This window comes from Geodermatophilus siccatus (assembly GCF_900103785.1).
Lineage (GTDB): Bacteria > Actinomycetota > Actinomycetes > Mycobacteriales > Geodermatophilaceae > Geodermatophilus > Geodermatophilus siccatus.
In genome coordinates this window covers 647,483-660,684 of sequence record NZ_FNHE01000001.1, presented here as the reverse complement: position 1 = coordinate 660,684, position 13,202 = coordinate 647,483, and the positions used below count along the sequence as shown (strand labels likewise).

Below are 13,202 nucleotides of genomic sequence, written 5' to 3'. Positions count from 1 at the left end.
CCTCTCGGGCCGGCCCCGTCCGGAGGCTCGCCGCGGGCCCCGTCCAGGGCACCGCCGCGAGCGGAGCGAGGGGTGGGGAGGACGGGGGCTTCGTCAGCCGCTGAGGGCGAGCCCGGCGCCCAGCAGCACGCCGGTGGCCAGGGTGAGCAGGCCGGTGCCCTGCAGCGCGGCGATCAGCGCCGGGCCGCGCCCGCCGGAGAGCACGGTGCGCACCGGCGGCACCGCCAGCGGGACGGCGAGCAGCGCGAGCAGCGCCCAGGGCCGGGTTCCCCCGATCGCGACGACGATGGCGAACGCCACCGCGGGGAGCAGCGCGAACGCGACCCGGGTACCGCGGTCGCCGAGGAGCACGGCCAGCGTGCGCTTGCCGACCGCGGCGTCGCCCTCGATGTCGCGCAGGTTGTTCACGACCAGCAGCGCCACCGACAGCAGGCCGATCGGCACGGCGGCGGCGACGGCCAGCCCGTCGACCGAGCCGGTCTGGGCGAACGTGGTCCCCACGACGGCCACCAGGCCGAAGAAGACGAAGACGAAGACCTCGCCCAGCGCGCGGTAGCCGTAGGGGAGCGGGCCGCCGGTGTAGGTCCAGGCCGCCGCGATGCAGACCGCGCCGACCGCGACCAGCCACCAGCTCGACAGCGCCGCCAGCGCCAGCCCGGCGAGGCCGGCGACGGCGAAGGAGGCCAGCGCGGCGACCAGCACCTGCCGCGGGGTCGCCGCGCCCGAGCCGACCAGCCGCATCGGCCCGACCCGGACGGCGTCGGTGCCGCGGGTGCCATCGGAGTAGTCGTTGGCGTAGTTGACCGCCACCTGCAGCGCGAGGGCGACCAGCAGGGCCAGCAGCGCCGGCACGGGCCGGAAGCCGTCGAGCGCCGCGGCAGCTCCGGTGCCCACGAGCACGGGGGCGAGGGCGGCGGGCAGCGTGCGGGGGCGGGCGCCGGCCAGCCACTGCGCGGGGGTGGCCACGGTTCAGGACCTCCGGTGGGTCACGGCGGCAGCGACACCGCGGCGGTCGGGCTTGCCGGTGTGCAGGGTCGGGACGGCGTCGATGCGGTGCAGCTCGCGCGGCGCGGCGGGCCCGCCCAGCCGCTCGGCCACCCACGGGCGCAGCGCCGCGAGGTCCGGTGTCGCGCCGGGGGCCGGGACGACGGCGGCCGCCACCCGTTGGCCCCACTCGTCGTCCGGCCGGCCGAAGACGACGGCGTCGACGACGTCCGGGTGCTGCCGCAGCACGGCCTCCACCGCCTGCGGCGCGACGTTGACCCCGCCGGTGACGACGACGTCGTCCAGCCGGCCGTGCACGGTCAGCCGGCCGGAGTCGTCGAGCGTCCCGGCGTCGCGGGTGCGGAACCAGCCGCCGGTGAAGGCTGCGGCGGTGCCCTCGGGGTCGAGCCGGTAGCCGGTCGCCAGCACCGGGCCGGCGAGCTCGACCCCGCCGTCGGTCACCCGCACCTGCACCCCGCCCAGCGGCTCGCCGTCGTACACGCAGCCGCCGGCGGTCTCGGTCATCCCGTAGGTGGTCACCACGGCGACGTCCTCGTCACGGGCCCGCGCGAGCAGGGCCGCATCGGTGGCCGCACCGCCGACCAGGACCGCGTCGAAGGCGCGCAGCGCGGCGGGCTCGGCGTCGAGGTACCGGCGCAGCTGGGTGGGCACCAGCGAGGTGTAGCGCCGTCGGGCCGGCATGCGGGCGACAGCGGCGGTCAGCGGCTCCCCCGAGCCGAGCACGGTCGGTGCGGTGCCGCCGAGGAGCGAGCGGCAGAGCACCTGCAGGCCGGCTATCGCCGAGACGGGCAGCGCGAGCAGCCAGGCGCCGGGACCGCCGAGCCGGTGCAGCGTGGCCTCGGCCGAGGCGTGCACCGCACCGGCCGGCAGCAGCACGCCACGGCCGCCGCCGGTCGAGCCGGAGGTGACGACGACGAGGTCGGCTCCGTCCTCCAGCGGCTGCTCGGGCCGCAGCACCGCCCGGGCCGCCTCGACGGCGGCCGGCGGACCCGCGGGCAGCACCGCGAGCGGCGCCGTGCCGTCCAGGGCGGCGCGCACCTGCGGCACGAGCGCGAGGGGATCGGCCGGCGCGGGCACGGGGGTCAGGTGCCTGGGCACGAGGTCCGAGAGTAGGGACCCACCTGCCCCCTCGAAGGACCCCCTTGCCACCCGCCACTCGCGAGCTCGCGGCGGGCCCCTGCACGGGGGCCGACAGGGCTCGCCGCGGGGCCCTGCGGGAGGGCCTGGCTACGCTTGCCGACGTGATCGACACCGACGGGGCGCGGGTCTGGTCGGTGCCGATGAGGACCCGCTTCCGCGGCATCGACGTCCGCGACGGCGTGCTGGTGCCCGGCCCCGCCGGCTGGGGTGAGTTCTCACCGTTCTGGGACTACGACGTCGCCGAGAGCCGCCGCTGGTGGGCCGCGGCGGTCGAGGCGGCCTGCGACGGCTGGCCGGCCCCGGTGCGCGACGCGGTGCCGGTGAACGTGACCGTGCCGGCCGTCGGCCCGGAGCGGGCGCACGCCATCGTGGCCGCCTCAGGCTGCCGGACGGCGAAGGTGAAGGTCGCCGAGCCGGGCCAGACGCCCGCCGACGACCTCGCCCGGGTCGAGGCGGTGCGCGAGGCCCTCGGCCCGTCCGGCGCGATCCGGGTCGACGCGAACGCCGCCTGGGACGTCGACACCGCCGCCGCGCGCATCCGCGAGCTGGACCGGGTGGGCCTGGAGTACGTCGAGCAGCCGTGCGCGTCGCTCGAGGAGCTGGCCGCGCTGCGCCGGCGGGTCGACGTGCGGATCGCCGCCGACGAGGTCGTCCGCCGCTCGGCCGACCCGCTGCGCGTGGACCTGCGCGGGGTGTGCGACGTCGTCGTCCTCAAGGTGCAGCCGCTCGGCGGGGTGCGGGCGGCGCTCGAGGTGGCCGGGGCGCACGGCCTGCCGTGCGTGGTCTCCTCGGCGCTGGAGTCCTCGGTCGGCATCGCCGCCGGGGTGGCGCTGGCCGCGGCGCTGCCCGAGCTGCCGTTCGCCTGCGGGCTGGCCACCGTGGCGCTCCTCGACGGCGACGTCACCAGCGAGCCGCTGCTGCCGGTGGACGGCGCGCTCCCGGTGCGGCCCGTGACGCCCGACCGGCTGGCCGAGGTCGCCGCGGGCCCGGAGGTCGAGGCGCGCTGGCGCGCCCGGCTGGACGCGGTGCGCGGGTGAACCCCTCCACCGCCCTCGCCCGGGTGCTCGTCGACGAGCTGGTCCGCGGCGGGGTCACCGACGCCGTGGTGGCCCCCGGTTCCCGCTCGGCGCCGGTCGCGCTGGCCCTCGCCGACGCCGAGCGCGACGGCCGGCTGACCCTGCACGTGCGCATCGACGAGCGGACGGCGGCCTTCCTCGCCCTCGGCCTGGCCAAGGCCTCCGGGCGGCCGGTGCCGGTGCTGACCACCTCCGGGACGGCGACCGCACACCTGCACGCCGCCGTGCTGGAGGCCGACGCCGCCGGGGTGCCGCTGCTCGCCCTGACCGCGGACCGGCCGCCGGAGCTGCGCGACACCGGCGCCAACCAGACCATCGCCCAGCCCGGGCTCTACGGCGGCGCGGTGCGGGCGGCGGTCGACGTCGGCGTGCCCGAGGCCGGCCGCGAGGAGGCGCAGAACCGGTACTGGCGCTCGCTGGTGGCCAAGGCCCTGCTGACCGCGCGCGGCGCGCTCTCCGCCGACCCCGGGCCGGTGCAGCTCAACCTGCCCTTCCGCGAGCCGCTGCTGCCCGAGGACGCCGACGTGCGGGTCGTCGGCCCGTGGTCCGGCCGGCCGGACGGTGCGCCGTGGACGGGCGGCTCGGTGGCAGCCGTCGAGCGGCCCGCCGACGCCGGACCGGCCCGCACGCTCGTCGTCGTCGGGGACACGGTCCCCGAGCTGGGCCGTGCGGCCGCGGAGCTGGCCGCGGCGCGGGGCTGGCCGGTGGTCGCCGAGCCGTCCAGCGGCGCGTGGTCGGCGTCCGTGCGCGGTGGTGCGCTGCTGCTCGGGGTGCCCGGCTGGCTGGCCGAGCACCGCCCCGAGCGGGTGATGGTCGTCGGACGGCCGACGCTGTCCCGGCCGGTGTCGCGGTTGCTGGCCGACCCCGCCGTCCGGGTGGAGACGGTGGGGACGTCCCCGCGCTGGGCCGACGCGGGGCGCTCGACGACGTGGGTGGGCGGCCTGCCGGCGCCCGGCGCGCCCCCGGGCAGGACCCCGGCGACCGCCGACCCGGCGTGGCGGACGGCCTGGCGCGCCGCGGCCGACCGGGTCGGGACGGCGGTCGACGGCGTGCTCGACGCGCTGCCCGCGCTGACCGCCGGGGTGCTCGCCCGCGACCTGGTCGCCGCCCTGCCCGACGGCGCGCTGCTGGTGCTCGGCTCGTCGACGCCGGTGCGCGACGTCGACCGGCTGGCCGTCCCGCGGGCGGGGCTGACCGTGCTGGCCAACCGCGGGGTCGCCGGCATCGACGGGACGGTCTCCACCGCGGTGGGGGCGGCCCGCGTGCACGGCGGCCGGGCGTTCGCGCTGCTCGGCGACCTCACCCTCCTGCACGACCTCCAGGGGCTGCTCGTCGGGGAGGGGGAGCCGCGGCCGGACCTCACCCTCGTCGTCCCGGACAACGACGGCGGCGGGATCTTCGCCCAGCTCGAGCCCGGGCAGCCGCGGTACGAGGCCGGCTACCGGCGGGTGTTCGGCACGCCGCACGGCCGTGACCTGGTGGCGGTGGCCGAGGCCCTGGGCTGGCCGGCCGTGCGGGTGTCGACGTCGGCGGGACTGGCCGACGCCGTCGCGGTGGGGGGGCCGCGGGTGGTCGTCGTCCGCACCGACCAGCGCGCCGAGGCGGAGCTGGCGGCGGCGCTGCGGGCGGCCGCCGGCGAGGCGCTCGACCACGGGTGACCGGGCGCCCCCCGGCTACGGTGCCGGACATGGGCGAGGAGTCACCGCGCGCGAACCGTTCAGCGGGGAGCAGGGAGGAGCAGGGCCCGGCGCTGCTGTCCGGGGACGGCAGGAGCGGGCCCGGTGGGGCCTGCGGCCTCGGCGAGGTCATGGGGCGGGTCGCCCGGTCGCTGCAGGAGCAGCACGGCGACGTCGAGGCCACCCTGCGGACCCTCACCGACACCGCGGTCGGGATCGTCCCCGGCGCCGAGGAGTGCACGGTCACCTACGTCACGGGCCGACGCAGGGTCGAGCCGCGCGCCGCGACCGGGGACCTCCCGCGGCAGGTCGACGAGGCGCAGAACCGCATGCAGGAGGGGCCCTGTCTCGACGCGGTCTGGGAGGCGGAGACGGTCCGCGTCGACGACATGCGCACCGAGACGCGGTGGCCCCGGTTCGCGGCCGAGGCGGTCGAGCTCGGCGCGCTCAGCTCGCTGAGCATCCAGCTGTTCGTCGAGGGCGACGACCTGGGTGCCCTCAACCTCTACGCGCGGCAGCCGCACGCCTTCGGTGAGGAGTCCGAGGACGTGGGGCTCGTCCTCGCCGCCCACGCCGCCGTGGCCGTCGCCGGGGCCCAGAACGAGGAGCACCTGCGCCGGGCCGTGAGCAGCCGCGACCTGATCGGCCAGGCCAAGGGCATCCTCATGGAGCGGTACAAGCTCACCGGTGACCAGGCCTTCGAGGTGCTGGCCCGGGTCTCGCAGCAGACCAACCGCAGGCTGGTGGACGTCGCCGACGAGCTGACGCGGACCGGATCGGTGCCCGGCGCCGGGTGACCCGGTGGTCACCGGGCAGGTCGGGACCGCGGGCTGCGGGGGGCGGTCGGACGTGTCGGTGGCCACGCTCCGGGCTCCGCTCGCCGCTCGCCGCTGCTCCCCGCGGACGGTCCGGTGCGCTGACCCGCGGTTCGCGAGGACAGCCGCACGTGCGGCGGGAACGCGACCGTGTCGCAACTCGTTCGCGATCCCCCCGGAGGGCGGTTAGCGTCGCCCCCATGACGTCGCTGCAGCAGGCCCCTGCCGGGCTCCCGGGGACCGGGGGAGACCTCCTGCGGCCTGCGACGCCGGGGGAGCCGGCCGCCGTCCGCGCTCTCGCGCTCGACGTCGCCGGGCACGGGACCGGGCCGGCCACGCTGTCGCGCGCGGCGGCCGGCTGATGGCGGTGCAGGCACCGGTCGACGAGTACCTGGCCGGCCTGCCTCGCGACGTCCGCGAGCGGGTCGAGCAGGTGCGTCAGGCGGTGGCGGCGGCCGTGCCGGGCGCCGACCAGACCGTCCGGTACGGGGTGCCGACGTTCACCGTCGACGGCCGGTCGCTGGTCCAGGTCGCGGTCTGGACGCGGCACGTGGCGCTCCACCCGCTGCCGCAGCAGCTGGCCGACCCCGAGCTGGAGGCGGCCGTGGCCCCGTACCGGGGCGCCGAGGACGCGATGCGCCTGCCGCACCGTGACCCGTTGCCGCACGAACTGGTCCGTCGCGTGGTCGAGGAGCTCGCCCGCCGCTGACCCGCCTCAGCTCTCCAGGGCGGCCTGGAAGGCGGCGAACTTCGCCTGGGTCTCGGCCAGCTCCGCGGCCGGGTCGGAGCCGGCGACGATGCCGCAGCCGGCGAACAGCCGCGCCGTGGCCGGGTCGTCGTCGGCCAGCTGGGCGCAGCGCAGCGCCAGGCCGAACTCGCCGTCGCCGCGCGCGTCGAGCCAGCCGACCGGGCCGGCGTAGCGGCCGCGGTCCATGCCCTCCAGCTCGCCGATCAGCGCGGCGGCGGCATCGGTCGGGGTGCCGCAGACGGCGGCGGTCGGGTGCACCGCACCGACCAGCTCCAGCAGCCCGGCCCGGCCGCGCGCGCCGCCGCGGCGCTGGACGCCGGTGACGTCGGTGGCCAGGTGGCGCACGTTGGCCAGCGTCAGCAGCTGCGGCTCCCCCGGCGCGGTGAGCGTCGTGCAGTAGGGCTCCAGCGCCCGGACCAGCGAGTCGACGGCGAGGGCGTGCTCGGCGCGGTCCTTGGCCGAGGCGAGCAGGCCCGCGGCCAGCCGCTGGTCGTCGGCACCGGCACCGCGGGGTGCGGTCCCGGCCAGGACGCGGGAGGACAGCTCGCGCCCGGTCCGGCGCAGCAGCAGCTCGGGCGTGGCGCCGAGCAGGCCGTCGACGGCGAAGGTCCAGCAGCCGGGGAAGCGGGCGGCCAGCCGGGCGAGCAGTGCGCGCGGGTCCAGCGGCGCGTCGGCGGTGACCAGCAGGTCGCGCGCCAGCACCACCTTGGCCAGCTCCCCGGCGCCGATGCGCGCCACGGCCGCGGCCACGGTCGCGCACCACGAGGCCGGGTCGAGCGCGCCGTCGGCGTAGCGCAGCCGGCCGACCGGCGCCGGGGCGGTCGCGGGCGCGGCGGCCAGCACGTCGGCGGGGTCGGCGTCCCCGGTCGTGGTCACCCAGGCGGCGCCGTCCCGCCGGCCGACGACGACCTCCGGGACGACGAACACCGACGTCCCGGCGGCCGGGTCGAAGGCGATGCTGGCGAACACGACGGGCCCGGAGCCAGGCACCTCCGCCCGGTCGTCGACGTCGAGGCCGGCGCTGAGGGCCTCCCACCACTCGGCCGCCTCGGCCAGGGCCCGGGGGCCGGTGACCTCCAGCCGGGCCGCCTCGCCCCAGCCGACCAGGCCCTCCCCGCGGCGCACCCAGGACACCGCGCCGGCGGCCGGCAGCAGGTCGAGCAGGGCGGGGGGCTCGAGCAGCGGCGTCGTGGTGACGACGGGCGTGACCGCATCCGGGGTGGTCACGGCTGCCACTGTCACGGCCCCAGCGTAGGCAGCCGGTAGCGTCGCCCGTCGTGGCAGACCGGCGAGACAGCGCACACAGGCCCTCTCCCGGGGCCCGCCGCGAGCCTGCGAGGGGTGGGGAGGAGGGGGTCCTCCCACTGCGGGCAGGTCTGGACAAGCAGCCGGCCGACGTCGCGGCCATGTTCGACCGGGTCGCGGCGCGCTACGACCTGACCAACACGGTGCTCTCCGGCGGTCTCGACGCCTCCTGGCGGCGGGCCACCCGCGCGGCGCTCGGCGCCCGTCCGGGGCAGACCGTGCTCGACGTCGCCGCCGGGACGGCGGTGTCGACCGTCGAGCTGGCGGCCGGCGGCGTGCGCGCCATCGCCTGCGACTTCTCCCAGGGCATGCTGCGCGCGGGCGCGGCCCGGCCGGTGCCCAAGGTGGCCGGTGACGCCATGGCGCTGCCGGTGGCCGACGAGAGCGTCGACGGCGTGGTCATCTCCTTCGGCCTGCGCAACGTCGCCGACCCCGACGCCGCGCTGCGCGAGTTCGCCCGGGTCACCCGGCCCGGCGGGACGCTGGTGGTCTGCGAGTTCTCCAGCCCCACCTGGGCGCCGTTCCGCACCGTCTACACCGAGTACCTGATGCGCGCGCTGCCACGGATCGCCCGCGCGGTGAGCAGCAACCCGGAGGCCTACGTCTACCTGGCCGAGTCGATCCGGGCCTGGCCCGACCAGCCGGCGCTCGCCGCCCGGCTGCAGGCCGCCGGCTGGTCCGACGTCGCGTGGCGCGACCTCACCGGCGGCATCGTGGCGCTGCACCGCGGTCGCAAGCCGCTCACCTGAACGCCGTTCTCCCGGGGCGGCCCCGGCCAGAGGCTCGCCGCGAGCCCGGGTGGCCCCGTCCGGAGGCTCGCCCCGAGCGTGCGAGGGGTGAGGGGACGGGGCCTTCCCGAGGAGGACGGGGTCCTTGACCCAACTGTGACGCGCCATTCCGGGAAGCCACTTGTCACCAAGGTCACACCCCGGCCTAGAGTGGGGACCGGGCCACCTTGTGAAGCAATTCACAAAGTGGCCGGGGAACTCGAACGGAGGGGACCGAGGTGGACGACGGCGACCGGCGGGCCGACGTGGTCGTCGTCGGCGCCGGTCCGGCGGGCTCCTCGGCCGCCTGGCACCTCACCCGCGCCGGCCTCGACGTCGCCGTCCTGGAGAAGGCCCGGCTGCCCCGCGAGAAGGTCTGCGGCGACGGGCTGACCCCGCGCGCCGTCAAGGCGCTCGACGACCTGGGCGTCGACACCACCGGCTGGGTCCGGCACAAGGGGCTGCGGGTCACCGGCGGCGGCCAGGTGGTCGAGGTCGACTGGCCGACCCTGCAGCGCTGGCCCGGCCACAGCCTGGTCCGCAGCCGCCGCGACCTCGACGCCGGGCTCGCCGCGCACGCTGTCGCGGCCGGCGCCCGGCTGGTGCAGGAGGTCACGGTCACCGGCCCGCTGCTCGACGACGCCGGCCGGGTCGCCGGGGTGCACGCCGAAGAGGGCCCGGACCGCGCGCCGACCACCTGGCGCGCGCCGCTGGTGGTCTCCGCCGAGGGCCTCTCCGGCCGGCTGGCCAAGGCGCTGGGGCTGCTCCGGCGGGAGGACCGGCCACTCGGCGTCGCCGTCCGCCGGTACGTGACCTCCCCGCGCACGCACGACGACTACCTGGACGTCTCCTTCGACCTCTCGCCCGCCGGCCCGAGCCCGGACTCGATGCCCGGCTACGGGTGGGCCTTCGGCATGGGCGACGGCACCAGCAACGTCGGCTTCGGCCTGCTCGACACCCGCCGGGGCACCGGCGCCGAGCCGCGGGCGGTGCTGCGCGAGTGGCTGGCCACCCTGCCGCGGGAGTGGGAGCTCGGCGAGGAGCACGCGGTCACCCCGCTGCGCGGCGCCGGCCTGCCGATGGCCCTGCACCGCGGGCCGGCCTACACCCGCGGGCTGCTCCTGGCCGGCGACGCCGCCGGCACGGTCAACCCGTTCAACGGCGAGGGCATCAGCTACGCGCTGGAGACCGGGCGGATGGCCGCGGAGGCCGCCGTCGCAGGCCTGGCCGCCCCGGAGGGCCCGGCCCGCGAGGCCGTGCTGCGCCGGTACCCCCAGCGGCTGCGCGAGGAGTACGGGCGGCACCACCGGCTGGGCACCGGCTTCCTCGCGCTGCTGGCCCGCCCGGACCTGGTCCGCTTCGCGACCGCGCACGGGCTCAAGCGGCCGGCGCTGGTGGCCCGGGCGCTGCGGCTGATGGGCAACCTCTCCGACGGCCGGGACGGCGACCGGTTCGACCGCGCCGTCGCCGTCCTCACCCGCCTGGCCCCGGCGGTCTGACGTGACCGCCCCCGACCCGACCCACGACGACGAGAGGTAGGCGCTGGTGCTCTCGCAGTACGTCCCGATCGTCGGCCTGTTCGCGCTGGCCGCGGCCTTCGCGCTGTTCTCCGTCACGGTCGCCCCGTTCGTGGGCCCCCGCCGGCACAACCGGGCCAAGCTGGCCGCCTACGAGTGCGGCATCGAACCGGTGGACCAGCCGCTGACCGGCGGTCGCTTCCCGATCAAGTACTACCTGACGGCGATGATCTTCATCGTCTTCGACATCGAGATCGTCTTCCTCTACCCGTGGGCCGTCGCCAACGACGCGCTGGGCGTCTTCGGGCTGGTCGAGATGGTCGTCTTCATCGGCACCGTGTTCATCGCCTACGTCTACGTGTGGCGACGCGGCGGCCTGGACTGGGACTGAGGGGCCTGCCATGGGACTCGAGGAGAAGCTGCCGAGCGGCGTGCTGCTGACGACGGTGGAGAAGCTGGTCAACTGGACCCGCAAGTCCTCGCTGTGGCCGGCCACCTTCGGGCTGGCCTGCTGCGCGATCGAGATGATGGCCACCGGGGCTGGCCGCTACGACCTGGCGCGCTTCGGCATGGAGGTCTTCCGGGCCTCCCCACGGCAGGCCGACCTGATGATCGTGGCCGGCCGGGTCAGCCAGAAGATGGCCCCGGTCCTGCGCCAGATCTACGACCAGATGCCCGAGCCGCGCTGGGTGCTGGCGATGGGCGTGTGCGCCAGCTCCGGCGGGATGTTCAACAACTACGCGATCGTGCAGGGCGTCGACCACGTCGTCCCGGTGGACATGTACCTGCCCGGCTGCCCGCCGCGGCCGGAGATGCTCACCGACGCCATCCTCAAGCTGCACCACAAGATCATGAACGAGCCGCTGGGGCCGCGGCGGGCCCGCGAGCTGGAGCAGGCGCGGGCCGAGGGCCGGGCGCCGGAGCTCTACGTCGAGATGCCGTCGTCGGTGCGCGTGGACCGGGAGAAGCGCGCGGCCTACGAGCGGGCGGCGGCCGATCGGCGCACCGGCCAGTTCGCCATCGAGCAGCGTGGCGGGAACGCGGTGCTGCTGCCGGAGCCGTACGTGCGGAGTGACCGGTGACCGGCCCGGGCGACCGCAGCGGCACGGACGCCGGCCAGGGGGCGGCCGCGCCCTCGGGCGGCTTCCGCAAGGGCGCGTTCGGGGTCAGCGGCAGCGGCGACACCTCCGGCTTCGGCGGCCTGGTCCGCGTCGAGCCCGGCGGCGCGGTCGCCCTGCACTCCACCGAGAGGCCCTACGGCGGGTACTTCGACGAGGTCACCGACGCGCTGATCGAGGCGGTCGGGCAGGCGACCTACGACGCCGCGGTGCAGCGGGTGCTGGTCGACCGCGGCGAGATCACCTACTTCGTCGCCCGCGAGCACCTGCTGACCCTGGTGCGGGCCCTGCGGGACGACGAGGCGCTGCGCTTCGAGCTGTGCAGCAGCGTCTCCGGCGTCGACTACCTCGACAGCGGCGGTCCGGCGGCCGAGCCCGGCCGGCCGCGGCTGCACGTCGTCCTCCACCTGACCTCGATGACCTACCGGCGGCGGATCCGGCTGGAGGTGGCGGTCACCGCCGAGGACCCGCACGTCCCGTCGGTCACGTCGGTCTACCCGACGGCGGACTGGCACGAGCGGGAGACCTGGGACATGTTCGGCGTCGTCTTCGACGGCCACCCGGCGCTGACCCGGATCCTCATGCCCGACGACTGGGACGGCCACCCCCAGCGCAAGGACTACCCGCTCGGCGGCGTGCCGGTCGAGTACCACGACGCCACCATCCCGCCACCGGACACCCGGAGGGCCTACCGATGAGCACCACGTACAACCCGGCCGACCCCTACGCCGGCTCCCGGGAGACGACCGAGGGTCGGGTCTACACCGTCACCGGCGGCGACTGGGACCAGACGCTGGGCACCGAGGCCTACGGCGAGGAACGCCTCGTCGTGAACATGGGTCCGCAGCACCCCTCCACCCACGGCGTGCTGCGGCTGGTGCTCGACCTCGAGGGCGAGACGGTCACCAAGGCGCGGGTGGTCATCGGCTACCTGCACACCGGGATCGAGAAGAACACCGAGTACCGCAACTGGGTCCAGGGCACGACCTTCGTGACGCGGATGGACTACCTGTCCCCGCTGTACAACGAGGCCGGCTACTCCATGGCGGTCGAGAAGCTGCTGGGCGTCGAGGCGCCGCAGCGGGCGCGGACCATCCGCGTCCTGGTCATGGAGCTCAACCGGATCGCCTCGCACCTGGTCGCGCTGGCCACCTTCGGCATGGAGATGGGCGCGCTCACCGGGATGACCAACGGCTTCCGCGAGCGGGAGCTGGTCCTCGACCTGCTCGAGGAGATCACCGGCCTGCGGATGAACCACGCCTACATCCGCCCCGGCGGTCTGGCGCAGGACCTCCCGCCCGGCGCGGTGGAGCACATCCGGGAGTTCCTCGAGGTCATGCCGGCCCGGGTCGCCGACTTCCACAAGCTGCTCACCGGTCAGCCGATCTGGCAGGCCCGGCTCAAGGACGCCGGCTACCTCGACGTGACCGGTTGCGTGGCGCTCGGCGTCACCGGGCCGGTGCTGCGCGCTGCCGGGCTGCCGTGGGACCTGCGCAAGGTCGAGCCGTACCTGGGCTACGAGACCTACGACTTCGAGGTGCCGACCGCCGACACCTGCGACGCGTGGGGCCGCTACCTGGTCCGCATGGCCGAGATCAACGAGTCGCTGAAGATCGTCGAGCAGGCGCTGGACCGCCTGGAGCCCGGGCCGGTCATGGTCGAGGACAAGAAGATCGCCTGGCCCGCGCAGCTCTCCCTCGGGCCCGACGGCATGGGCAACAGCCCGGAGCACGTCGAGCACATCATGGGGCAGTCGATGGAGGCCCTGATCCACCACTTCAAGCTGGTCACCGAGGGCTTCCGGGTACCGGCCGGCCAGGTCTACGTGCCCATCGAGTCCCCGCGCGGCGAGCTCGGCTACCACGTGGTCAGCGACGGCGGCACCCGACCCTGGCGGGTGCACGTGCGCGACCCCAGCTTCGTCAACCTGCAGGCCACGGCGGCGATGAGCGAGGGCGGCATGATCGCCGACGTCATCGCCGCGATCGCCTCGCTCGACCCGGTGATGGGCGGGTGTGACAGATGAGCGAGCTCG

The 13,202-nt window shown here is 76.5% G+C and carries 14 protein-coding genes; 11 read left to right on the top strand and 3 right to left on the bottom strand.

Features of this window, described 5'->3' with window-relative positions:
- Window positions 1-93: 93 nt before the first annotated feature.
- Together BLS21_RS03125 and menE are read right to left on the bottom strand one after the other, a co-directional pair.
- Window positions 94-966 (bottom strand): 1,4-dihydroxy-2-naphthoate polyprenyltransferase, encoded by an 873-nt coding sequence (locus tag BLS21_RS03125; RefSeq protein ID WP_091213528.1) that lies wholly within the window; start codon window positions 964-966, stop codon window positions 94-96.
- Window positions 967-969: 3 nt separating this feature from the next.
- Window positions 970-2,103 carry an o-succinylbenzoate--CoA ligase gene (menE, locus tag BLS21_RS03120; RefSeq protein ID WP_091213525.1) on the bottom strand — a complete coding sequence of 378 codons (1,134 nt, stop codon included), beginning with the start codon at window positions 2,101-2,103 and terminating at the stop codon, window positions 970-972.
- A gap of 143 nt (window positions 2,104-2,246) precedes the next feature.
- Between menE and BLS21_RS03115 the strand changes: the two genes are divergently transcribed.
- From BLS21_RS03115 to BLS21_RS03100, 5 genes are all read left to right on the top strand, one after another.
- Window positions 2,247-3,182 (top strand): o-succinylbenzoate synthase, encoded by a 936-nt coding sequence (locus tag BLS21_RS03115; protein ID WP_091213522.1) that lies wholly within the window; start codon window positions 2,247-2,249, stop codon window positions 3,180-3,182.
- Entirely contained in the window at window positions 3,179-4,879 is a 1,701-nt protein-coding gene (gene menD / locus BLS21_RS03110) for a 2-succinyl-5-enolpyruvyl-6-hydroxy-3-cyclohexene-1-carboxylic-acid synthase (RefSeq protein ID WP_091213518.1), read from the top strand. The genes BLS21_RS03115 and menD overlap by 4 nt, the downstream gene beginning before the upstream one ends.
- A gap of 29 nt (window positions 4,880-4,908) precedes the next feature.
- Entirely contained in the window at window positions 4,909-5,694 is a 786-nt protein-coding gene (locus tag BLS21_RS03105) for a GAF and ANTAR domain-containing protein (RefSeq protein ID WP_091213515.1), read from the top strand.
- 218 nt (window positions 5,695-5,912) lie between these two features.
- Window positions 5,913-6,074, top strand: coding sequence for a hypothetical protein (locus tag BLS21_RS24935; protein WP_175479375.1), 162 nt, complete (start codon window positions 5,913-5,915; stop codon window positions 6,072-6,074).
- Window positions 6,074-6,421, top strand: coding sequence for an iron chaperone (locus tag BLS21_RS03100; RefSeq protein WP_245699988.1), 348 nt, complete (start codon window positions 6,074-6,076; stop codon window positions 6,419-6,421). The genes BLS21_RS24935 and BLS21_RS03100 overlap by 1 nt, the downstream gene beginning before the upstream one ends.
- A gap of 6 nt (window positions 6,422-6,427) precedes the next feature.
- Here BLS21_RS03100 and BLS21_RS03095 read toward each other — a convergent pair whose 3' ends face one another.
- Window positions 6,428-7,702: an isochorismate synthase gene (locus tag BLS21_RS03095; protein ID WP_175479374.1), complete on the bottom strand. Its 1,275-nt coding sequence runs from the start codon at window positions 7,700-7,702 to the stop codon at window positions 6,428-6,430.
- A 35-nt stretch (window positions 7,703-7,737) separates the two neighbouring features.
- On the opposite strand from BLS21_RS03095, the gene BLS21_RS03090 reads away from it, so the two are divergent.
- The 6 genes from BLS21_RS03090 (at window position 7,738) to BLS21_RS03065 (ending at window position 13,193) form a co-directional block, all read left to right on the top strand.
- Window positions 7,738-8,514 (top strand): demethylmenaquinone methyltransferase, encoded by a 777-nt coding sequence (locus tag BLS21_RS03090; protein WP_425431578.1) that lies wholly within the window; start codon window positions 7,738-7,740, stop codon window positions 8,512-8,514.
- A gap of 257 nt (window positions 8,515-8,771) precedes the next feature.
- On the top strand, window positions 8,772-10,031 hold the full coding sequence (locus BLS21_RS03085; protein WP_091213514.1) for a geranylgeranyl reductase family protein: 1,260 nt from the start codon (window positions 8,772-8,774) through the stop codon (window positions 10,029-10,031).
- Window positions 10,032-10,077: 46 nt separating this feature from the next.
- Entirely contained in the window at window positions 10,078-10,440 is a 363-nt protein-coding gene (locus BLS21_RS03080) for an NADH-quinone oxidoreductase subunit A (RefSeq protein WP_217635944.1), read from the top strand.
- A gap of 10 nt (window positions 10,441-10,450) precedes the next feature.
- The gene (locus BLS21_RS03075) at window positions 10,451-11,131 is read left to right on the top strand and encodes a NuoB/complex I 20 kDa subunit family protein (RefSeq protein WP_091213509.1); all 681 of its coding nucleotides are present in this window, start codon (window positions 10,451-10,453) and stop codon (window positions 11,129-11,131) included.
- The gene (locus BLS21_RS03070) at window positions 11,128-11,865 is read left to right on the top strand and encodes an NADH-quinone oxidoreductase subunit C (RefSeq protein ID WP_091213505.1); all 738 of its coding nucleotides are present in this window, start codon (window positions 11,128-11,130) and stop codon (window positions 11,863-11,865) included. The genes BLS21_RS03075 and BLS21_RS03070 overlap by 4 nt, the downstream gene beginning before the upstream one ends.
- On the top strand, window positions 11,862-13,193 hold the full coding sequence (locus tag BLS21_RS03065; RefSeq protein WP_091213502.1) for an NADH-quinone oxidoreductase subunit D: 1,332 nt from the start codon (window positions 11,862-11,864) through the stop codon (window positions 13,191-13,193). Before BLS21_RS03070 ends, BLS21_RS03065 begins: the two co-directional genes overlap by 4 nt.
- Window positions 13,194-13,202 lie beyond the last annotated feature (9 nt).

Excerpts from the sequence above, each read along its gene's own strand:
- BLS21_RS03105 (WP_091213515.1), top strand. The coding sequence starts at position 4,909 with ATGGGCGAGGAGTCACCGCGCGCGAACCGTTCAGCGGGGAGCAGGGAG.
- BLS21_RS24935 (WP_175479375.1), top strand. The coding sequence starts at position 5,913 with ATGACGTCGCTGCAGCAGGCCCCTGCCGGGCTCCCGGGGACCGGGGGA.
- BLS21_RS03100 (WP_245699988.1), top strand. The coding sequence starts at position 6,074 with ATGGCGGTGCAGGCACCGGTCGACGAGTACCTGGCCGGCCTGCCTCGC.
- BLS21_RS03075 (WP_091213509.1), top strand. The coding sequence starts at position 10,451 with ATGGGACTCGAGGAGAAGCTGCCGAGCGGCGTGCTGCTGACGACGGTG.
- BLS21_RS03065 (WP_091213502.1), top strand. The coding sequence starts at position 11,862 with ATGAGCACCACGTACAACCCGGCCGACCCCTACGCCGGCTCCCGGGAG.